General features: G+C 34.6%; 15 protein-coding genes, 1 tRNA gene and 3 pseudogenes. 7 read left to right on the forward strand and 12 right to left on the reverse strand.

What is annotated here, in order from left to right:
• Nucleotides 1-140: 140 nt before the first annotated feature.
• Nucleotides 141-222: transfer RNA gene (locus AAGD62_RS03625), tRNA-Leu, on the reverse strand.
• Nucleotides 223-362: 140 nt separating this feature from the next.
• Here AAGD62_RS03625 and AAGD62_RS03630 point away from each other — a divergent pair.
• Nucleotides 363-959: a BON domain-containing protein gene (locus tag AAGD62_RS03630; RefSeq protein WP_006279461.1), complete on the forward strand. Its 597-nt coding sequence runs from the start codon at nt 363-365 to the stop codon at nt 957-959.
• Between the two features lie 60 nt (nt 960-1,019).
• On the forward strand, nt 1,020-1,949 hold the full coding sequence (gshB, locus tag AAGD62_RS03635) for a glutathione synthase (RefSeq protein ID WP_007549071.1): 930 nt from the start codon (nt 1,020-1,022) through the stop codon (nt 1,947-1,949).
• Here the strand turns inward: gshB and murG are convergent.
• Nucleotides 1,934-2,965, reverse strand: a complete 1,032-nt coding sequence (murG, locus tag AAGD62_RS03640) for an undecaprenyldiphospho-muramoylpentapeptide beta-N-acetylglucosaminyltransferase (protein WP_155968867.1) — start codon at nt 2,963-2,965, stop codon at nt 1,934-1,936. The genes gshB and murG overlap by 16 nt on opposite strands.
• Nucleotides 2,966-3,034: 69 nt before the next feature.
• On the opposite strand from murG, the gene AAGD62_RS03645 reads away from it, so the two are divergent.
• Nucleotides 3,035-3,427: a hypothetical protein gene (locus tag AAGD62_RS03645; RefSeq protein WP_006279962.1), complete on the forward strand. Its 393-nt coding sequence runs from the start codon at nt 3,035-3,037 to the stop codon at nt 3,425-3,427.
• Between the two features lie 5 nt (nt 3,428-3,432).
• Here AAGD62_RS03645 and lpdA read toward each other — a convergent pair whose 3' ends face one another.
• The 3 genes from lpdA to AAGD62_RS03660 form a co-directional block, all read right to left on the reverse strand.
• The gene (lpdA, locus tag AAGD62_RS03650; RefSeq protein ID WP_151807945.1) at nt 3,433-4,806 is read right to left on the reverse strand and encodes a dihydrolipoyl dehydrogenase; all 1,374 of its coding nucleotides are present in this window, start codon (nt 4,804-4,806) and stop codon (nt 3,433-3,435) included.
• 75 nt (nt 4,807-4,881) lie between these two features.
• Nucleotides 4,882-5,304 (reverse strand): IS110 family transposase, encoded by a 423-nt coding sequence (locus AAGD62_RS03655; RefSeq protein WP_049973639.1) that lies wholly within the window; start codon nt 5,302-5,304, stop codon nt 4,882-4,884.
• Between the two features lie 323 nt (nt 5,305-5,627).
• Nucleotides 5,628-5,795, reverse strand: a complete 168-nt coding sequence (locus AAGD62_RS03660) for a hypothetical protein (protein ID WP_155968863.1) — start codon at nt 5,793-5,795, stop codon at nt 5,628-5,630.
• 750 nt (nt 5,796-6,545) lie between these two features.
• Here AAGD62_RS03660 and AAGD62_RS03665 point away from each other — a divergent pair.
• A pseudogene (locus tag AAGD62_RS03665) lies at nt 6,546-7,234 on the forward strand (IS5-like element ISWpi1 family transposase); the annotation flags it as partial.
• Nucleotides 7,235-7,247: 13 nt separating this feature from the next.
• Here AAGD62_RS03665 and AAGD62_RS03670 read toward each other — a convergent pair.
• Both AAGD62_RS03670 and AAGD62_RS03675 read right to left on the reverse strand, forming a co-directional pair.
• Nucleotides 7,248-7,403 (reverse strand): annotated as a pseudogene (locus AAGD62_RS03670) (transposase); the annotation flags it as partial.
• Nucleotides 7,404-7,429: 26 nt separating this feature from the next.
• Nucleotides 7,430-8,262, reverse strand: a protein-coding gene (locus AAGD62_RS03675; RefSeq protein ID WP_094189578.1) for an IS5-like element ISWpi1 family transposase whose coding sequence is annotated in 2 segments (ribosomal slippage) — nt 7,430-7,893 and nt 7,893-8,262 — 834 coding nt in all. Because the reading frame shifts where the segments join, the coding sequence is not laid out codon by codon here.
• A gap of 520 nt (nt 8,263-8,782) precedes the next feature.
• Between AAGD62_RS03675 and AAGD62_RS03680 the strand changes: the two genes are divergently transcribed.
• The 3 genes from AAGD62_RS03680 to AAGD62_RS03690 all read left to right on the forward strand — a co-directional run bounded on the left by AAGD62_RS03680 (nt 8,783) and on the right by AAGD62_RS03690 (nt 14,591).
• Nucleotides 8,783-9,286 (forward strand): protein-disulfide reductase DsbD domain-containing protein, encoded by a 504-nt coding sequence (locus tag AAGD62_RS03680; RefSeq protein ID WP_155968372.1) that lies wholly within the window; start codon nt 8,783-8,785, stop codon nt 9,284-9,286.
• A 1,173-nt stretch (nt 9,287-10,459) separates the two neighbouring features.
• On the forward strand, nt 10,460-11,794 hold the full coding sequence (locus AAGD62_RS03685; RefSeq protein WP_155968368.1) for an alanine:cation symporter family protein: 1,335 nt from the start codon (nt 10,460-10,462) through the stop codon (nt 11,792-11,794).
• Nucleotides 11,795-11,912: 118 nt separating this feature from the next.
• Complete coding sequence (locus AAGD62_RS03690) at nt 11,913-14,591, forward strand: hypothetical protein (protein WP_155968366.1); 2,679 nt, start codon at nt 11,913-11,915, stop codon at nt 14,589-14,591.
• On the opposite strand, the gene AAGD62_RS03695 is transcribed toward AAGD62_RS03690, so the two are convergent.
• The 5 genes and pseudogenes from AAGD62_RS03695 to AAGD62_RS03715 form a co-directional block, all read right to left on the reverse strand.
• Complete coding sequence (locus tag AAGD62_RS03695) at nt 14,583-15,179, reverse strand: Maf family nucleotide pyrophosphatase (protein WP_010082554.1); 597 nt, start codon at nt 15,177-15,179, stop codon at nt 14,583-14,585. The genes AAGD62_RS03690 and AAGD62_RS03695 overlap by 9 nt on opposite strands.
• Nucleotides 15,157-15,420: a translation initiation factor IF-1 gene (gene infA, locus AAGD62_RS03700; RefSeq protein WP_007550159.1), complete on the reverse strand. Its 264-nt coding sequence runs from the start codon at nt 15,418-15,420 to the stop codon at nt 15,157-15,159. Before infA ends, AAGD62_RS03695 begins: the two co-directional genes overlap by 23 nt.
• A gap of 112 nt (nt 15,421-15,532) precedes the next feature.
• Nucleotides 15,533-18,010: a hypothetical protein gene (locus AAGD62_RS03705; protein ID WP_341812680.1), complete on the reverse strand. Its 2,478-nt coding sequence runs from the start codon at nt 18,008-18,010 to the stop codon at nt 15,533-15,535.
• A 251-nt stretch (nt 18,011-18,261) separates the two neighbouring features.
• Nucleotides 18,262-18,990, reverse strand: a pseudogene (locus tag AAGD62_RS03710) (IS5 family transposase).
• A 103-nt stretch (nt 18,991-19,093) separates the two neighbouring features.
• Nucleotides 19,094-20,371: an adenylosuccinate synthase gene (locus tag AAGD62_RS03715; protein ID WP_155969533.1), complete on the reverse strand. Its 1,278-nt coding sequence runs from the start codon at nt 20,369-20,371 to the stop codon at nt 19,094-19,096.
• Nucleotides 20,372-20,403 lie beyond the last annotated feature (32 nt).

The raw sequence follows: 20,403 nt of genomic DNA on the forward strand, positions 1-20,403 counted from the left end.
ATTTTAATTCATATCTTAATAGAGTCATTTTACCAGAATTTAAGTTAAACACAATCCTTAAGAACAGGTTTTTACACAAACAAAAGTGTATTTAGTGATTATAAATTTTCCCTTAAAACCTAAGTTACATGACTTTAAAGTGCGGATAGAGGGACTTGAACCCCCACGAGCAAGCTCACCAGGACCTAAACCTGGCACGTCTACCAATTCCGCCATATCCGCAAGAAATTTTCAGTACCCTATTATAGGTATTCCATTAAAAATATTCAAGGTTTAAAGTCTTACTTAATTTATGGTATTTACACAATCAAAAAAGCTTATTAACATTTCTTAATGAAAGCTCTAAACCCTGAAAATCAATAATGAGATTAATAACAAGCTTCTTACTCGCAATTTTTTTGATTACACAAAGTGGTTGCACAACCCTTATAATAGGTGGTGTGGTGGCTACAGCGACAGCAACAGCAATAACAATGCAGGACAAATCCTTGGGAAATATCATTGATGATACGACTATGGTCATCAGAATTAATAAGGGGCTCTTAAAACATGGGCTATTTTCATCCATAAAGGTTAAAGTAAGTGAAGGAAGAGTATTGCTCATTGGAAGTGTTGACACTCCTGAAAAACAACTTACAGCAGAAAAAATAGCTTGGCAGCAAAAAGAAATTAAAGAAGTGATAAATGAAATAAGAGTAATACCAATTCAAATGGCTTCCATGCTAGACACCACTGTAGATGGCATGATAACAGCGGAAATAAGAACAAGACTCCTGGGAAAAAGAAATATTAAGTCAATTAATTATAGCGTTAATACGGTTGATAGAGTTGTTTATTTGATGGGTATAGCCCAAAATAAAGCGGAATTAAAAGCTGTAATAGCAATTGCAAGAAAAGTAAAGGGAGTAAAACAAGTTGTAAGTTATGTACGATATAGGTACAGTAAGTTACGCCATTAGGCAAAAATCGCTTTCAAATTATAACATTTGTACAATTGTGACAATAGGTAGAGAACATAAATGAAAGTTGCCTTTCAGATGGATGAAAATATAAATTTTGAAACTGACACTACATTCGTGCTAATAAAGGAAGCACAAAGGAGGAAGCACGAAGTTTTTGTCTATGCTCCTAACAATTTAGCACTAAAGCTAAACCATCCAATTGCTCTGGCTCAGAAAGTCAGCGTTGATGATTTTAGTTTTATCTCTAAAGAGGATGTAGCAATCAACTTGAATGAAATGGACATCATATTTATCAGACAGGATCCACCCTTTGATATGCGTTATATTACAACAACATATATCTTAGAAAAAACCAGCGCATTGGTAATTAACAATCCAACAGAAATAAGAAATTGTCCTGAAAAATTGATAACTTCATTATTTCCAGAGCTAATTCCGCCAACTTTGATTACTGAAAATATATCAATGATTAGAGATTTCTACTACAACTATCAAGATATTATTCTGAAGCCATTGTATAGTTATGGAGGAAACGATGTGATAAGAATACAAGATGAGAATAGTATTCAAGTAGTAGTGGATCTCATGATAGCAAAATACGAATGCCCTGTGATTGCACAATCATTTTGTAAAAACATAGATAAAGATAAAAGAATATTGCTACTTTATGGCCAACCAATTGGTGTAATGAAACGAATTCCAAAAATCAGTGGAGAGATCAGAACAAACATGCGACTTGGAGCAAGTTTTGAGCCCGCTCAAATGAACGATAGAAACAATGAAATATGTAACAAAATTGGTCCTGAATTAAAGAAAAGAGGGCTAATATTTGTTGGTATTGATATTATAGATGACTTCCTGCTCGAAATTAACACAACTTCACCCACGGGAGTAGTTTATATCAATAAATTGTATAATATATCGCTAGAAAAGGATCTTTGGGACGTGTTTGAAGAAAAAGCAAGCAGCCATCAACTAAACCTGTGAACAATCACCTTAACAAACTCAGTAGTCCCATTCTTTATCCCTGTTTTTTCTGTACTATTGGTCATATCACGCAATTTTTGAGAATTATTTAATAGATCAAATAGTACCTCTGTTAGATTTTTTTTTGCTTCACTATTCTGCTTAACTATTATAGCTGCTCTCGAGTCTTCAATATATTTTGCGTTATAAAATTGGTGATTATCTTTTGAGTAAGGGTAAGGAATATATATAGCAGAACGCCTAGCAAGAGTGATCTCTGCTATTGAAGTTGCTCCTGCTCTGCTAATTACCAAGTGAGCATTGGCCAGTCTATTCTCCATATCATCAAAAAATTCACTCAATTCACAATCGATCTTTTCACTTTTGTATAGACTTTTGACCTTGTTTACATTTTTCTTCGTACATTGCTGCGTCACTCTAATTTTCTTTTTCATTTTAATAGGTAAATCACAAATTACGCTGCTTACTACATCATCAAAAAAATTTGCACCTTGGCTGCCTGCTATGACCAATATATTTAGGATTTTCTCAGTGCTAGAATGGCTCTGTGCTTTTATATCAACAAAATTTCCTGTAAAAATACATTTATTGCCCTCTGCATATTTAGTCTCCGGAAAGCTGGTTGCAATTAATTTTGCACTCTTGAAAAAGAATCTATTTACTCTCCCTAAAACTGTGTTTTGTTCATGTAAAATTATAGGTATAGAAAGAACTCTTGCTGCAAGAAGAGTTGGAAAAGAAGCATAGCTACCAAAACCAATGACCGATTTTGGTTTTAATTTTCTTACTTGATACAGTGCTAACATAGAGCTGTATATCAAGAAAAGGAAAAACTTAAATTTGTTGCTGCTTGGTTTACATAATGGCAAGGTGTAGTTTCCCACGTCAGTATTTTTATTTGTTTTTTTATCAGTAAATACTATGCAACTATATCCTTGTGCCTTTAGTGCTCTTGCTAAAGTTATAGCTGGAAAAATGTGTCCGCCTGTGCCACCTGTTGCTAAAATAATATCCATCTGTAAATAATAAATCCTAGATTGTTAACTGTTATTTAACAATTTGCACGTAGAATTTTATTAAGCGTTATGATAGTTGAATTAAAAATGCCTAAAAGTAATAGTAAAAAAGAACCTAATGAGAAAAATAAACCTCAAGAACAAAGAGAAGGCAGAAGCGGAGGTTTTTTAGAACTGCTAAAAAATATAATAAAAATTCTTTTCAATTCGGTCGTTGACCTACCTGAGCACGAGCAGCATAATAAAATGAAAAGCACTAATCTACAACAAGGTTTGGATACTAAAGGAAAAGGCCCAGAAGATCTTCATCCAAAGGCAAAGCTTGAAGTTAAAGAAGCAGCTAAGGGATTGAAAGAAGAGTTACAGAATTCTGATGCTGGTGGTAATCAATCTATTGAAACTAAAGTGCCTAATCAAACTACTACTCAAGACATTGACAACTCTAAAACGATGGAACGTTAGTTCAACTATTTAACATCTGCAGCAAGCACTGATTCATGTATCATCTCTGAAATGGTTGGATGAGGAAAAATCGTAGATTTTATGTCGAAGTCTGTTCCTTCTAGTTGCTTTGCAAGAGCAAAATTGCTAATTAACTCCGTTACTTCTGCACCTATCATGTGGCTACCCAGAATTTCTCCGGTTTTTTTATCTATAATCGTTTTCACTAACCCTTCAGTTTCACTGAGTGCAACAGACTTACCATTAAAGTTAGAGTGAAATTTTCCTATTTTTATATCATACCCACCTTTTATTGCCTGTTCCTCAGTAAGGCCGATGCTCGCTATTTGTGGATGAGAATAAGTGCAATTTGGTATGCATTCTTTTTTTAACGCATGAGCATTTTTACCAGCAATCTTTTCAATGCAGATCACGGCTTCATGGCTCGCTTTATGTGCTAAACATGGTGGGCCAGCTACATCACCTATTGCATACACATTTGATTCACTAGTTTCATACCATTCATTCGTTTCAATAAAGCCAGAAGGGCTTAATTTAATTTTTGTATTTTCTAAACCTATATTTTCAATATTTGCTTGAATTCCAACCGCAACAATCACCCTCTCAAATTCTTTGCTCTCACCACTACTTAGTAGCACTTGAGCAGAGTCTTTACTTTTAGTAAGAGCTTTTACGCTACTGCTTGTATATATTTCTATCCCCTGTTTTGTGAATATTTCTTGTGCTAAATCTGAAATGTCCTTATCCTCCAGCGGCAAAATAGTGCTCTTTATCTCTATGATTGTTACATCAACACCCAAAGTACTATAAAAACTTGCAAATTCTATTCCAATTGCACCAGACCCTATAATTAGTAGCGATTTTGGTAATCTCTCTGGAGTCATAGCGTGCTGCGCATTCCATATTAAATCTCCATCTGCCTCTATTCCAGGCAGATTCCGTGCCCTCACGCCTGTTGCTAAAATGATATGCTTGGAAACAATTTCTTGTTCTTCCTTATCGCTAACGACTTTTATAGTACCATTGCCTGCAAGTTTACCAAAACCTTGATGAACTTTGATATTATTTTTTTTCATCAAATATGCAACACCGCTTGACAATTTATCAACAACGTTTCTTGAGTATTTCACTATTGATTGTATATCAAAATTCGCTCCCTTTACTTCTATACCAAACTCTTTTGATCTTTTTATTAGCCTATAAACCTCAGATGCTCTAAGCAGTGATTTTGTTGGTATACATCCCCAATTTAAGCATATACCGCCTAAATTTTTTTCTTTTTCCACAATTGCAGTTTTAAACCCAAGCTGTGCCGCCCTAATTGCCGCTATATAACCACCAGGACCGCTACCTATAACCGTAATATCATACTCATTCATCAGTTTTCTTCGTATTCAAAAAGATTATATATAACAGATGGAACCCATACAATCAATGGTCTGTCATCTACCGTCTTAAGAGTCAAGATAAAAGTTGTTATTTTTTATCATGGCATTTAAACAAACGATAATTTTTCTCATGACAGCAACTAATGCAACCTTAGCAGCTTTGCCAGAATCAACCAAACGCTGATAAAACGCTTTCATTTTTCTGTTGTGGCGCATAGCAACAAGAGCTGACATGTATAGTGCTTTCCTTGCATAAAACCTGCCTCCTTTGATTTGAGCTTTGCCAACTTTTCTTCCACTTTCACTAGTTTTAGGTGCAACTCCAACTAAGCATGCAATTTCTCTATTCTCTAATCTACCAAGCTCAGGCACCTCTGTCAGTAGAACGCTCGCCGTCTTTGATCCAATACCTTTATAGCTGATTAAAAGCTCATTTTTTCCTTTCAATTCAGCTATTGCGTCTTCTATGTCTTGCCTAATTTCTTTCAATTGTTTTTCAGCAAACCCTATCTGTCTTTCTATGTATTCTCTAGCTTTTCCCGTCGCACTTTGCAGGCGACACTTGTTTGCATGAATTGCATCATTTAAATTACGCTCAACTGCCCCCAGCTCCTTTAATTCCTCTTGTTTTTGTGAAATTATACATCCTTTTACTTCACCGTCTTTACTGACAAATTCAGCGTATTTTTCCAGTAATTTAGCATCTAACTTGTCAGTTTTTGCAAAATGATTGCAAGCTTTGGCAAATGCATATACCCGATTCGGGTGAGCTTTATGGACAGTTATCTTGCAACAATTTTATAATGAGCTTTTCATAGCCACCAGCTTACACATAACTTGATGGGTAAATCGACTATATTTGTTTCTATAAACTTAGATATAGCATCACTCACGTTTGCTATGCGCTTATGCTTGCCATTAATTGAGATGTCCAATGCTTCCTTGGAAACATCTACTCCCATGAAAATTATTCTAGCCATTTTTGTACCTATAAATATAATCAAACAATAATGCAAAATGCTGTATACAGGATTGTAATTCGATCTTTTAGATCCACCTACCGTTCGTACTACATTTTGCTTTAAGCCTTACTATTACCCACAAATAAAAACATAGTATTGTATTTACTCAAATAATTTAATTTTATTAACCTGAAAGCTTATTAGATTAAAATTATTAAACTAAGAGTTATAATTTTAGCAACTAAAAGCTGTAAATTGCACCATATAAACAGTTATTTCAAGCAAAAGTTATGCCATTAAGAGCTATGCAACAAACATTTATATTTGTGGGTAATAGTAAGATCTAAATCCGATAGAGCATTGTTGGCACACCATCAAAAGTCGCCTCAGACCTCTAATGCATCAATGTACAAACTTACACCTTTTAGTTGGTAATACCATTTTAGACGTTTATCATTCGTTTTAGAAAATACTATAGTAGCGGAATGACGAATTTTTGTTTTTCAAATTGTCAGTAAATCTAAGTCAGTTTAGCTATATAAAACATAGTATAAAAAGAGCTATTTTAGCAAAATTTTAAACAAATAAAGTTAATTACTTCACAATTGATACCTTACGAGAAAAGCACATTTGATACAGATTTAAAATACAAGTTAACGAATTATTATGATTTTTACCAAGATAATAATATAGTAAGGTTTGGTAGTGAGAGGTTGTCCGGAAATAAGTAAAAGGCTATAATATCTGAAATTTTAGTACGGGGTAAAGATGAGAAAAAAGTATCCAACAGATCTAAGCGAAAGGGAATGGGCAAGAATAGAAAAACACTTCAGAGTATCATACAAGAAAGGAGGAAGGCCGCCAAAGTATAGCAAAAGAGAAATATTAGAAGCAATTTTCTATGTATTGCGTACAGGGTGTCAATGGCGGTATTTACCAAATGATTTTCCGCTATGGAAGACTGTGTATGAGCAGTTCAGGCAATGGAAGAAGCAGGGAATTTTTGAGAAAATGAATTATGAAATTACAAAATATAGTAGAAGAAAAATAGGAAGGAATGAGCAGCCGAGTGCCTGTATAGTAGATAGTCAATCTGTAAAGACTACAGAAAAGGGGGGATCAAAGGCTATGATGGAAGTAAAAAAGTAAAGGGTAGAAAAAGGCATATAATTACAGACACTCAGGGTTTTATACTAGGTTGTTACGTAGGCGCTGCTAACGAAAATGATAGAGATGGTATTAAAATAGCATTAAACAATATGAGAACAAAATATACTAAAGTTAAAAAAATGTGGGCTGACATGGGATACCAAGGAAGAAATTTAAAGAATCACATAAAGGAAGAATATGACATAGATATTGAAATTGTTAAAAGGCCTCCATGTAGATTTTGGGTGCACAAAGATACGCCACCTGAGCTACTACCAACAAGAGAACAAGGGTTTAGAGGTTGTCCGGAAACTAGTAAATTCAAGCATATTCCCTCTTTAACATAACCCTACTCATAGCTAGGTATATGAAATTCTCAGTGGATGTTGTGAGTAAATCATACTCCTTCGATAGCCTTCTATTCCTATTAACCCAAGCAAAAGTCCTTTCTACAACCCATCTTCTTGGCTGTACTTTAAGAGGTTGTCCGGAAACTAGTAAATTCAAGCATATTCCCTCTTTAACATAACCCTACTCATAGCTAGGTATATGAAATTCTCAGTGGATGTTGTGAGTAAATCATACTCCTTCGATAGCCTTCTATTCCTATTAACCCAAGCAAAAGTCCTTTCTACAACCCATCTTCTTGGCTGTACTTTAAACCCTTGTTCTCTTGTTGGTAGTAGCTCAGGTGGCGTATCTTTGTGCACCCAAAATCTACATGGAGGCCTTTTAACAATTTCAATATCTATGTCATATTCTTCCTTTATGTGATTCTTTAAATTTCTTCCTTGGTATCCCATGTCAGCCCACATTTTTTTAACTTTAGTATATTTTGTTCTCATATTGTTTAATGCTATTTTAATACCATCTCTATCATTTTCGTTAGCAGCGCCTACGTAACAACCTAGTATAAAACCCTGAGTGTCTGTAATTATATGCCTTTTTCTACCCTTTACTTTTTTACTTCCATCATAGCCTTTGATCCTCCCTTTTCTGTAGTCTTTACAGATTGACTATCTACTATACAGGCACTCGGCTGCTCATTCCTTCCTATTTTTCTTCTACTATATTTTGTAATTTCATAATTCATTTTCTCAAAAATTCCCTGCTTCTTCCATTGCCTGAACTGCTCATACACAGTCTTCCATAGCGGAAAATCATTTGGTAAATACCGCCATTGACACCCTGTACGCAATACATAGAAAATTGCTTCTAATATTTCTCTTTTGCTATACTTTGGCGGCCTTCCTCCTTTCTTGTATGATACTCTGAAGTGTTTTTCTATTCTTGCCCATTCCCTTTCGCTTAGATCTGTTGGATACTTTTTTCTCATCTTTACCCCGTACTAAAATTTCAGATATTATAGCCTTTTACTTATTTCCGGACAACCTCTTATATTGAAGGGTTTTTCTCAAGATTAAAGCAAATATTCGGATTTAGTTTTAGGAATAAATCTGAGATAAATCGAGAAAAAGAACTGCTAATCAAATGCTATTTGCTTAATAAATTCACTGATATTGGTATGGCTAAATTTGAGATAGTTACATGAATTTACCATAAATCACCATCTCATAAAGTGTGATGCAACAAAGCCATCCCAGTGTCAAGCACTGGGATGACACCCTCCTTATGGGCCAAAATCACAATGTTCGTACAGTTGTGGATTCATTCGCGGTATCTCGGCATAGATTCCGCTAACAAGTAGCGGAATGACGAATTTGTCGTTTTTCAGATTGTCGTAAGTCAGTTTAGCTATAGCATAATGCTATATTAATAAATAATCTATATAATACTATTAAATATAATAATTAAAATCTAAATTACTTTCTCTATAAAAGGAGAAATTTACCTTAATGAAAATACATATATATTTAATATTGTTTTTATTTTTTTCTTGCACTCAACTATATGCTGACGAGGAAATTGCAAAATTTGATTTACTTATTGGCGAGATAAATGAAGCAAGCTTCACTCTTAAAGGTGCAATAAAGGTTACAGTAGAACCAGGCTGGCACATATATTATAAAGATCCTGGAGATTTTGGCCTTCCCACGTCTATTAGTTACAAAGGTAATGCATCAGATATAAATATTCACTGGCCTATTCCAAAGGAACATAAAGATAAAGTAGGGAGAGAGACGTTTGTAAGTAACGTATATGAGGGTATGGTATTATTTCCCTTTAAGATGAATATATTTTTAAATCAAGGGTATATTGACCTTAACTTCCATATAAATTATGCGATATGTAAAGATAGGTGCATCCCTAAAAATGTTGAGATAAAAATCAGGCAACCATTAAAGGATTTTATAGATTCTGATATCAATAAACTTATAAATGAGTGGTATGAAAAATAGAGTTCTCATGGGGTAGGTGTCATTCCAGCGCGTGACACTGGAATGGCTTTGTTGCATCGCTACTTATGAAAGGCTAACTATAATTAGGATTATAAGCAACTTATTGAAAATCTTGTTTTTTTGCAATCAATCTGATCAAATTTAAGAATAGTAATTTGTTATTTATATTAATAAATTTAATTCTATTGAAAATAGCTAAAGCATTGAAATTCTTGAATTTTAGCCGGATTAGTGAGTGGTAGTGAAATTTCTTTTACTCAAATTTAGGTATTCACTGACCGTTCTTGTTATAAATACCAGAATAATAAGCTACTGATATTCGCTATCTTTTTTATCTTTAATCCATCATAGCTAGCGATGCAACAAAGCCCACTGGAATCTCATTTACTTTTTTGTTCACTATGTGAGGAACTTGGGCCTACAAGTATATAAACATAATGGTTTCGCATAAAAAATTTAGATCCCAGTGTCACGCACTAACTGTACGAACATTGAGATATAAGAGTAATTTGTACCAAGAAAAAAGATGTCATCCCAGTGCCCAGACACTGGGATGGCTTTGTTGCATCGCTAGCTATGATGGATTAAAGATAAAAAAGATAGCGAATATCAGTAGCTTATTATTCTGGTATTTATAACAAGAACGGTCAGTGAATACCTAAATTTGAGTAAAAGAAATTTCACTACCATTTACCAATCCGGCTAAAATTCAAGAATTTCAATGCTTTAGCTATTTTCAATAGAATTAAATTTATTAATATAAATAACAAATTACTATTCTTAAATTTGATCAGATTGATTGCAAAAAAACAAGATTTTCAATAGGTTGCTTATAATCCTAACTATAGTTAGCCTTTCATAAGTAGCGATGCAACAAAGCCCACTGGGATCCAGATTGGACACTAAGTTGGTGAGTATAAAAGTAGCTAACCTTATGTTAAAACACAATATTTTTGGTGAGGGGTTGCATTAAAAGCTGGATTCCAGTGTCAAGCACTGGAATGACATCGTCTTAACATTGTACCATATTACAATGTTCGTACAGTTATGTGTCACGCTACTTGGATGACAAGAAAAGGTTTCTAGAATGACGGAAACGAAGTCATACATAGAAAATAGGTTAGGTATTTTCAATTTTTGTTGTATACTCAAATAAAAATCTCACTTTTACAGATGGATACAGTAAAGTTTGTTTTATTACTGCCAACAATATTACTCATGCTAGTTGCTGGTGTTTACCTATCGATTAAACTAAAATGGCTACAGGTATTTAGATTACCATACGCCCTTTCACTCCTTGGAGCTAAAAAAGGAGAAAATAAATTTTCTTCTATAGCCGCTCTGTTTACAATTTTAGGGGGAAATTTAGGAGTAGGAAATATTTCAGGAACTGCTGTTGCTCTAAAAACCGGAGGACCGGGCTCTATTTTGTGGATGGCGATAATTATTGTTATCACTTCTGTGATAAAATATGTCACTTGTTATCTAAGTATAAAAACCAGAAAGGAAAAGAACGGACGGTTTATAGGTGGCCCTGTAGCCTACATGGCTGATGCATTTAACTCTAGAAAAGCTACAATTGTGTTTCTAGTTGTTATGATAATGGTTTCAATAACAGTTGGTAACCTTGTTCAGGTAAATTCTCTATCAATACCACTTAACATGATAGATGTGCCTGTAGTCATTGGTGGCATTGTAATGGCCATAATATTTTTTGTTGTTGCAGCTCTCAGCTTAAAAAAAATTAAAATTTTTATATCGGCTATGATACCGATAATGACGGTAAGTTACCTCACACTTTGCGGTATCATATTATTTAAATTTAGTGAAAATATTCTTCCTTCTCTAAAACTAATAACAAGCAGTTTTTTTACAACTAGTAGCTTTAACTCTGGTTTATCTCTAGGTTTGATTTTAGAAATGTTGACTATTATTCAAGTTGGAACTTTGCGAGGTATTTTTGCAACAGATATAGGGCTTGGCCTCGAAGGAATCGTACATTCTTCAATTGTTCCTAAGAAAAATAATAATAAATTTATTATTGAACAGAGCCTAATCACAATAATATCGCCTTTTATAGTTGCATTCATAGTGTTTATTACAACAATGGTACTGCTTGTCACAGATTCTTGGGTCACTGATTTAGAGAGTACTAACATGTGCATATTTGCTTTTAGAAAAGCTATGAATTGGCCCTATATTGACTATTTAATTATGGCCATAATGTTTTGTTTTGCCTTTACTACTATTTTTACTTGGTTTTTTTGCTCAAAACAGACAATACGCTATGTGTCTATGGATAATAAATACACTAAAATCTGGGTTGTAATTTTTACCTTGATTATTCCGCTTGGTGCGATAGGTAAAGTTCAATTGCTATGGGATGTTGCTGATATTTCGATCGCCGCTTTGTTGTTTATCAACATACTCGCCATACTCAAACTAACTTCTCAAGATCCAGAAGTGTTTACTATGAGTGACAGATATTTGAAATTAGGCGCCAATTAAAAGTTGCCATCTGAGTAACAACACAACCTCCTTAATAAAAATTCAACCAATGCTTGTGATAATTATATTAGCTAGTATTAGCTAGAACTAAAGGCAGAGGGTTATTAGTGAGGGATATATGGGCACTAACGATACACAACAAGAACACATTTATAATGAGCGCATTCAAGAAATTTTTCCTTTATTTGATAAAATAAAAAAGGAAGACGACCCAATTTATAATGCTAGAGTTGATTTTAACACAGTAAAGTTTTTAACAAAACACGCCAACTGGAATTGGGACGAAGAAGAAAACAAAGATAAAGCATATGGAGTTATTCTTCAGAAATGCGACAAGACAAAGAAAGCTGGACAAGAGCTTGAAAGTGAAGTTAAAGAAAGGTTGAAAGAGTATGTTGATGATGTTGCAGGAGTTTCAATATACGGTAATCACGCAAGTATTACGCTGGGAGATGACAAAAAAGAGTTTAAAATCAGCGAATTTTTAAATAGTGATTTTTGTGAGAAGAATGAAATCTCGGGATTTTCAACATTGCATAGTGATGGAAAGAGCGGAATGCATGGTTTTGTTGCCGAGGAAGAAGGGAAAAAAATAAGACATTATGTCGTAACTGATGGTTCATATGAAATGACTTTAAAGTGGTATGCGGAGGGGAAGGAATGTAAGATCAAAATTAAGATTGATGCTAACGGTGTAGACCTTGTTAAAGGTGATGATTTTTCTCTAGAACGGTTAGAAGTAAACAGAGATGTAAAAATAGGTGGTTTATTCTTGCATGAAATACAATTCAGGGAGAAAGGACAAGGAAAAGTGAATGAGATGCAACATAGTAAAGACAGTAACGAGCTATCATCTGAAACTACGACAAGAATTGATGTTAATAGAGATGTTAGTGTTCAAGCTACTGATATAACTCGAAAAAAAGAAGATCACCATTCACATTTTGGACCACAATCTAACAGCAGAAGGCAGTCTTACGATAGCGGAATTGGAAAAGATTTTGACGATAAAATTAATTCTCAGGAGGCTAAAGAAAAGCGTGAGCTTAGACAAGCAGCACGAGAAGCAAATTCGGGAGGTCAAGTTTATAACCTACAATCGCTTTTTGAGGAGAATCCTCAGAACAAAAAAACTCCTCCGCCACTTCCACCTAGAACTAGTTCACTACCACCTAAAAAAGGTGTTTGCGATGAGCAAGGGGGAGCCAAATCTGGAAGCCAAAAACCAGATGACTTGCGCGAAAATGAGCAAACACCTAATAATCAGCAAAAAGGTGCAACTTCTGATTCTTCAGATAGTTCTACTTTCACCAAGTCTGTAAGCCACAATCAAGATAATAGGCAAGAAGATGAACGGTATGACAATCCTACATTTGGACATGCTGTACCTGGAAGCCAAAAACCAGATAGAAGTGAGCAAACACCTAATGATCAGCAACAACCTAAAACCCAGCAACAAGAAGGAAATAGCAAAGGCGATCTGTTACAAGACATCAGAAATTTCAAGAAAAACAACTTACGGCACATTGATGTTGATGATAGAAAAGCATCAATTGCAGGAAGTAGAAAAAATAACCCATCACCGTTAGAGACATTAAAGGACATAATTCCTTATTCATCTTCTCCAGATAACAGTGATAACCAAGATGCTAGTGATGCTAAGTGGAAAGAAAGTGAACAGCCGCTCTCTGCTACAGCACTCAATAATAAAAGTGACTCGGGCTATTCATCTCCAACTCATGACAATAATGAACAATCTCAAGTAAATCCTGAACAGTTAAAGAAGAGCTTAGAGAACATTGAACAAAGTGATCAAACTCCACCTGAAAATCTTCTTAAAGAAATCAGAGATAGATCACAGCAGGATAATAGAGGATTAAGGCAAGTTGATCCTACTGATAAACTGTCACAAGATAAAGAAGATGGATTGCAAAAAGACGATTTAGCAGATGTAAAAATAGTGGAAGGTCCAACTATTAGTGTCTCTGCTTCAACACCAAATAGTATAAGTGATTCAGGCTATATATCTCCAACTAATAGTGATAGTAAATCTCAAACAGATTTAAAACAGGTAGGAAGGAAATTAGAAGAACATATTAGACAAAGTAATCTAACTCTATTTGAAGAACTTAAAAATACATTAGGTCAAGAAAATCTCGGGTTAAAACCAGCTGATCAGAGTCAGATTAGCGAAGAAACTAAAAAACGCTTGAGAGAAGTTGGGTTGCTAAAAGACAGCTCAACAGACATAAAAGCAAACGATTCGGGCTATTCATCTCCAACTCATGACAATAATGAACAATCTCAAGTAAATCCTGAACAGTTAAAGAAGAGCTTAGAAAACATTGAACCAAAAGAAATCGGAGATACGAGTGAGTTAAAAGGAGCATTGGGAAACCCGGATAAAGGGTTAAGAGAACCGGCACAACAGGCTACTAAAGAAAATATTCCTAAAGATTCATTCTCAGAAAACATTTTAGAAAAGATAGGAGAAGGTAAACAATATGACCCTATACGTAAGTGGTTAGAAAAAACAGTGGCAGAACGAGAAAATAATGACACTAATCCAACTGTAGATAAAAATAGCGAACTATATAAATTACTAGAGAAAGATGAAGCACAACTGAAAGCTGGAGTAATAGAAGAAGAAAGAGGAGATACTTTAACAGAACACACTGATGGTTATGATCGCAATAGAATTGCATTAGCTAACAGAAATAAAAGACCACTAGATTGGGCTAAACAGGTTGCTGAGTCACAACAAAAAAAAGATACTAATAAAGGTATTTCAATATAAATTGAAGTTAAAATAATTGCTTAGCAAACAATAGGTTTCATGTAATGGTAACCCTATAACGGAAGAGTAGGAGCCGCGTAAGAACAATACGAACACTCCAGCTAGGCCTTGTATATTGCATCCCCCCGCCCTATTTTTCCACTCTTCTGATGCTAAATAATACTTAATTTCTTGTTCACTGAGACGTTTAAATTTCACTATTGTAACCACAGTCCTGATATGTTGTTTAGATTGATCGGGAGTTAATAGACATACACTGGTGTATACTCTATGCCTTCTTCCTGATAACAAGCGGATACATTTTTCTGCTTGCTCAACGTTTTCAGCTTTGAGCAATATCCTTCTACCACAAGCAACAACTGTATCAACACCAAGCACAAAATAATTTGGATTTAAACTTTGTATTTTCTCCGCTTTACTTTTTGCCATACGGATTGAGTAATCCTTCGGAAGTTCCTTTTTTAAAGGGGCTTCATCTATATCTGCTGGCAAAATTAAACCTGGCTCAATGTTTATTTGTTTTAGTAAAGCTATACGCCTTTTCGATGATGAAGCAAGAATAAGATTATTTAGAGATCGTTCTGTCACTTGTACCTTTAAGCCTTCTAATGATCCTACCCTTTCTCGCATTCCTATCGTAAATGCTCATCTCAACTAACACCCTATCCCCTATAATGATGCGTATTTTACTTCTTCTCACTTTCCCTGATACATGACAGATAATCTCATGTTCATTGTCCAGTTTCACTCTAAATTCTGCTGCAGGTAGTAAAGCAGTTACTGCCCCTTCCACTTCAAAAATTGTTTTCGATTTCTCGTCTTTTATCATATGTTATATTATAATTTAATAATCTTTTTTAGTCTACTATAGATTTTAAATTATTATCAACACAAAAGACCTTTTGCGCCCCACTTAAGTTGCAACTTAACCCCAACCATCTTCACAATGATACCCTACCTACGTTTCTACTCTCTGCCACCTTCTCAATAGAACTTATAGGACTTATGTTGAAAGATAAATCATTATCACAATTTTCTTCATCGCTATCAAGTCCACTATCAACGCTTAAAGATCTGAGTAATGTTGTCTTCTCTCTCAGTGGAACATAAGACTCATTATCAACGCTTGAAGATTTGGATAACCTTTTCTTCTGTAGTGGAGCATTACCAGACTCATTAGAAATTTCTCCCGTTAATTGATTGTTGGAGCTCCTTTGTTCATCAGCACGAATTTTTTCTTCCAGTCCATCAAGCATTCCTACCAATTCATCACCCCATTCATTTTCTTCTTCTAATAATTGTTTACACTTTTCTTTCTCACGCTCTAGCTCGTTTCTTAACTCTTCGACTTTATCTTCATCTTTAGTGAGTTCAAGTGTAAGCACCTTATCTCCTGGAAATTCCTCGTACTCGTTTTCTAGTTCTTCAATGTTGAGTTTTAGTCTCTCTTCTCCAAGTGTATCTTGTAAATCGCTATCCTGCCTATCTGATTCTTTAATCTTTTGCTCAATTTCTACTTGTACCTTATATTCCTGATCTAATTCTCTTAGCTGATCTTTCAAGCGCTCTTTCTGCTGGCGTCGTTCAACCATTATCTGTTCCGCATCTTCTCGTGCTTGATTTAGCTCTTTTTCCAAATTCTTCTTTCCTGCATTAACAATTTTCAGCTCTTCCTTTAGCTTTCTTTTTTCTTCATATACACCTTTAAGTTCTTGTGCTTTCCCTTGTAGCTCTTTTAACACACCTGCTAATTCTTCATTTTTTTGTGCCAGTTCAGTTTGCAATTCCGTGTTTTTTTGCTCCTCTTTTTCAAACCTGTCTTGTAAATTGCTATTCTGCTTCTCTAACTTTACAATTGTTTGATTAGCTTCTGCTTGGGTTGTTTCTAGTTTCTCCTGTAGTCGCTGATTTTCTTGTATTAATTCATGGTGCTTTTTATTTATCACTTGCAACCCTGCTTCTATTTCTTGCTTCAATTCAACAGCTTCTTTTTTCAAATTTGACATTTCTTGCTTCAATTCAACGTTTTTTTCGGACAGCATCTGATTATTTAAAATCAATTCATCCATTTGTTGTGAAGCAAATTCTGTCTGAGTTCCAGTGTGCTGTAAATTGACTTCCGTTTTAGTTTCGATTTGTTGTGAAGCAACTTCTGTTTGAGTTTCAGTGTGTTGTAAATTGACTTCCGTTTGAGTTGATGCATTGCTATTAATAGAAGGAGGAAGGCTATTGTCAGCATCAACTTTAGGGTCTAATTCCCCCTCTGGTTCCTCGCGATAGGCCGCTATAGACTCATTTTGAAAATTATTATTAGCAGTAGGTACAACATCAGCAGCCTTACCTTTTTCTAGTACAGCATCATATAAGGAGAGACCTTGAATATATAATTCATCGTTTTGCTTTATTAATTCTAAGATCTCATCCGATAGCACAAAATCTTCATCATTAAATTTTAGTACTTCAGTTATGCCATCGCTACTCACATTCATAATCATGGTACACATTTCGGATCCATCCTTTACAGGCCAAGTGCTTTTCATTTCATAATATGCGCCCTCTTTAAATTCATAATATCTTTCCTTACCTTTCCGATGAGCGTGTATTTCATGTTTTTTATTGCAATAGATATTCAGCTCTTTAATATCTTTCTCTTGCTGTAAAATGTCACTAATCCTGGTTTGCTCACTTCTATTGTAATTAATAAGATTGATATTCAAAACTCTATGAGTGTTATCAGTTTCTGTGTAATAAGCTCGAAACTCTACGCCTTTCTCTCCAAGATATTTACTTGCAGCTTCTTTTCCCTGCTCTGCCCACTTTATGCATTTATCTATATCTTCCTTAAAGCTCTTATTAGCAGACTCTGTTACTGCTTTATCTATGTACGTTTTTTTAAAATCTCCATCATTTATTAGGTCATAAAAACTCCACTTATCCCCAAAAGCCCTCTGCACGTAAGTGAAATTCTTTTTTTCCTTTAGTTTTCCTAAGAACCACACCTTTTCTTTCAGATTTTTCAGTTGAAAGCTTACCCTTGCCTTTACACTAGAGTTTTTGGCAGGAATACTAACTTCTTCTAATTCTTTAAGTAATTTGTTATTTTTTATAATTGAGGAGCAAAACTTTACAATAGCAGAATTTGCAAACGAAGGATCTTTTTTTATATCTTCATCAATAATTTCTTTAAAGCGTGCAAATTGAGGTAGAACATAAAAATTGATTATTTCTTTTTCTGATCTTGTTTTATTAGCATAAGAGATATCACCTAATTGTGAATATAACTCTTTTAATGTATAGTAGATAAGCGTAGAGTAATAAACCTCCCCATTCAGTGAAGTTGGTCCAATACACTTTTCAAGTTGATCACCTGTTTTTCCTGCCTCTGCTGTTTTTTCTTCTTTAGCCAAACTTCCAATCATAATACACCTCCTTAACTATATTTATATTATACCAATTAACATATATTAAAAGAAATCAAACTGTATAACCTCGCCCTACACTAACTTTTATGATTACTTAATTGTGTAAAAATAACTGCAAGTGTTAAACTTGAGCTTTTATTTTTCATTATACATTTCTTACTACATGTTTATACTGCTGTCTTGCACAATAGACTATTCGAAGTTACACAAGTATTTTTTTTATTAGATAAGAGTTAGTAAGAGCCTGTTCATAATTTTTTCAGAAGTAAGGCAGTGAAAGCCAGAACTACCATTTGTAGGCTAGTATTGAGTTTTCGCTCACAATTTTTCCACAATCTTCTACATTTTTCTAACCAAGCAAAAGATCGCTCCACAACCCATCTTTTGGGCAATACAACAAAGGAACGTAATTCATTTCTTTTGATCACTTCAACGGTTGCACCAATAATCGTTTTTATTTGAGTTACAAAATTCTCTCCAGTATAGCCTGCATCAACCAGTACATTTTTAACTCCCGAGAGGTTTTCTTTTGCATTTTCGACCATTCTCACAGCACTGCTACGGTCAGTTATCTCTGCTGTTGTTGTATAAATTGCATGCTTGCGTATCTACTGCAATACGGCCCTGAAATCTTCTTGCCTGCATCATAGCTTCAGCAGTATCTGCATTTTTTATACTCTGTGCATCAATTATGCAGAAGCTTTTCCGACCATTGTTTTGTCGCAATTATTTTTTTTTAATACCAGCTCCAGAACACTTTCTTTATTTACATCTGGTTTTTCACTCCACTTCTTAAAATAGTCGTAACAATTGCGCCATTTTGGGAACTCTTTTGATACCATTCTCCACTGGCAACCACTTTTTAACACGTATAACACTCCACAAAATATATCATGTAAATCAAGTGTTCTTGGTTTTGTCTTCTTTCTGCAAGATTCCAGATCTGCTACAATAATCTCAAACTTTTCTCGACTTATGTCACTTGGTTATAAACTTCGCATATCCTACTTTATATACTTTATCCTCTCACTTTATCTCTTTTTTGAGATTACGTACAGGCTCTAAGATACAAAGACGTTTTCAGAAATCTTTAAGCTTAATAACATCCTCTCTCTTTGGACTAGTTGAGATTAGATGAATTGGTACACCTATTAATTTTTCTAACCCTTCTATATATTTTATTAAATTGATAGGCAATGTTTCAATCGACCTTTTACCTTGAGTGTTTTCTTTCCAGCCAGGAAACTCTTCATATATTGGCTCTAATTCCCCTTGTATTGAATGCGATGCGGGTAAATAATCATACATTTTTCCGCTATACTTGTAACCAGTGCATATTTTAATTGTATCAAAAGAATTAAGCACATCTAATTTGGTTAATACAATGCTTGAAACTCCAGAGAGTTGTACGGCCTGGCGCACTAAAACTGCATCGAACCATCCGCAACGCCTTCTTCTATTGCTCACTGTTCCAAGTTCCTTACCTATAGTAAACAAGCTATCTCCTACTTCATTTTTCTGCTCAGTAGGAAATGGGCCATTGCCCACTCTTGTTGTATAAGCTTTTACCACACCAATAATGTAAGCATTGGAGGATAACCCTGAGCCTGTTATTGCTTGCGATGCTACAGTATTACTTGAAGTAACAAAAGGGTAAGTTCCGTGGTCGATATCTAAAAATGCGCCTTGGGCACCTTCAAATATTATTTTCTTACCTTCTTTCATCAAGTCATTTAATATCTTCCACACAGGTTTTTTATATGAAAGAATTTTTTCTGAAATCTCTTGAATTTCCTTTAATATTTCTTCTTTTTTAACCACCTGGTAGTTAAGGCCTTTCCTGATAGCATTGTGGTAATTCAAAAGAGTATCCACTCTTTTATTGAGCTCATCTGCGTTTTCTAAGTCACAAAGGCGTATAGCTCTCCTTCCAACTTTATCTTCATAACATGGCCCTATCCCTTTGTTTGTTGTACCAATTTTGTGATTTCCATTTAAATCTTCAAATAGCTTTTCCTTGTCCTTATGTATGCTAAGTATTAATGGACAGCTCTCGGATACCATCAAGTTGTTATAGTTTACGTCTACTCCTTTAACTTTCAATGACTCTATTTCTGAGATTAGAGCGTGTGGATCAAGAGCAACGCCATTTCCTATGATAGATATTTTGCCTGGCCTCAAAACAGCAGAGGGCAGTAAATTTAATTTATAAACCTCATCATCTACTACTATAGTGTGCCCTGCATTATTTCCTCCCTGAAATCTCACAACTACATCTGAATTCTCAGAAAGATAATCTACTATTTTACCTTTGCCTTCGTCACCCCATTGCAGACCAACAATTACAATGTTATTCATCATTATTTTCTAGATTAATACATAAATATTAA

Origin of the sequence: Wolbachia endosymbiont (group A) of Eristalinus aeneus (assembly GCF_964026915.1) — a bacterium.
Classification (GTDB): Bacteria; Pseudomonadota; Alphaproteobacteria; order Rickettsiales; family Anaplasmataceae; genus Wolbachia; species Wolbachia pipientis.

Excerpts from the sequence above, each read along its gene's own strand:
- AAGD62_RS03630 (WP_006279461.1), top strand. The coding sequence starts at position 363 with ATGAGATTAATAACAAGCTTCTTACTCGCAATTTTTTTGATTACACAA.
- gshB (WP_007549071.1), top strand. The coding sequence starts at position 1,020 with ATGAAAGTTGCCTTTCAGATGGATGAAAATATAAATTTTGAAACTGAC.
- murG (WP_155968867.1), bottom strand. The coding sequence starts at position 2,965 with ATGGATATTATTTTAGCAACAGGTGGCACAGGCGGACACATTTTTCCA.
- AAGD62_RS03645 (WP_006279962.1), top strand. The coding sequence starts at position 3,035 with ATGATAGTTGAATTAAAAATGCCTAAAAGTAATAGTAAAAAAGAACCT.
- lpdA (WP_151807945.1), bottom strand. The coding sequence starts at position 4,806 with ATGAATGAGTATGATATTACGGTTATAGGTAGCGGTCCTGGTGGTTAT.
- AAGD62_RS03660 (WP_155968863.1), bottom strand. The coding sequence starts at position 5,795 with ATGGCTAGAATAATTTTCATGGGAGTAGATGTTTCCAAGGAAGCATTG.
- AAGD62_RS03680 (WP_155968372.1), top strand. The coding sequence starts at position 8,783 with ATGAAAATACATATATATTTAATATTGTTTTTATTTTTTTCTTGCACT.
- AAGD62_RS03685 (WP_155968368.1), top strand. The coding sequence starts at position 10,460 with ATGGATACAGTAAAGTTTGTTTTATTACTGCCAACAATATTACTCATG.
- AAGD62_RS03690 (WP_155968366.1), top strand. The coding sequence starts at position 11,913 with ATGGGCACTAACGATACACAACAAGAACACATTTATAATGAGCGCATT.
- infA (WP_007550159.1), bottom strand. The coding sequence starts at position 15,420 with ATGATAAAAGACGAGAAATCGAAAACAATTTTTGAAGTGGAAGGGGCA.
- AAGD62_RS03705 (WP_341812680.1), bottom strand. The coding sequence starts at position 18,010 with ATGATTGGAAGTTTGGCTAAAGAAGAAAAAACAGCAGAGGCAGGAAAA.
- AAGD62_RS03715 (WP_155969533.1), bottom strand. The coding sequence starts at position 20,371 with ATGAATAACATTGTAATTGTTGGTCTGCAATGGGGTGACGAAGGCAAA.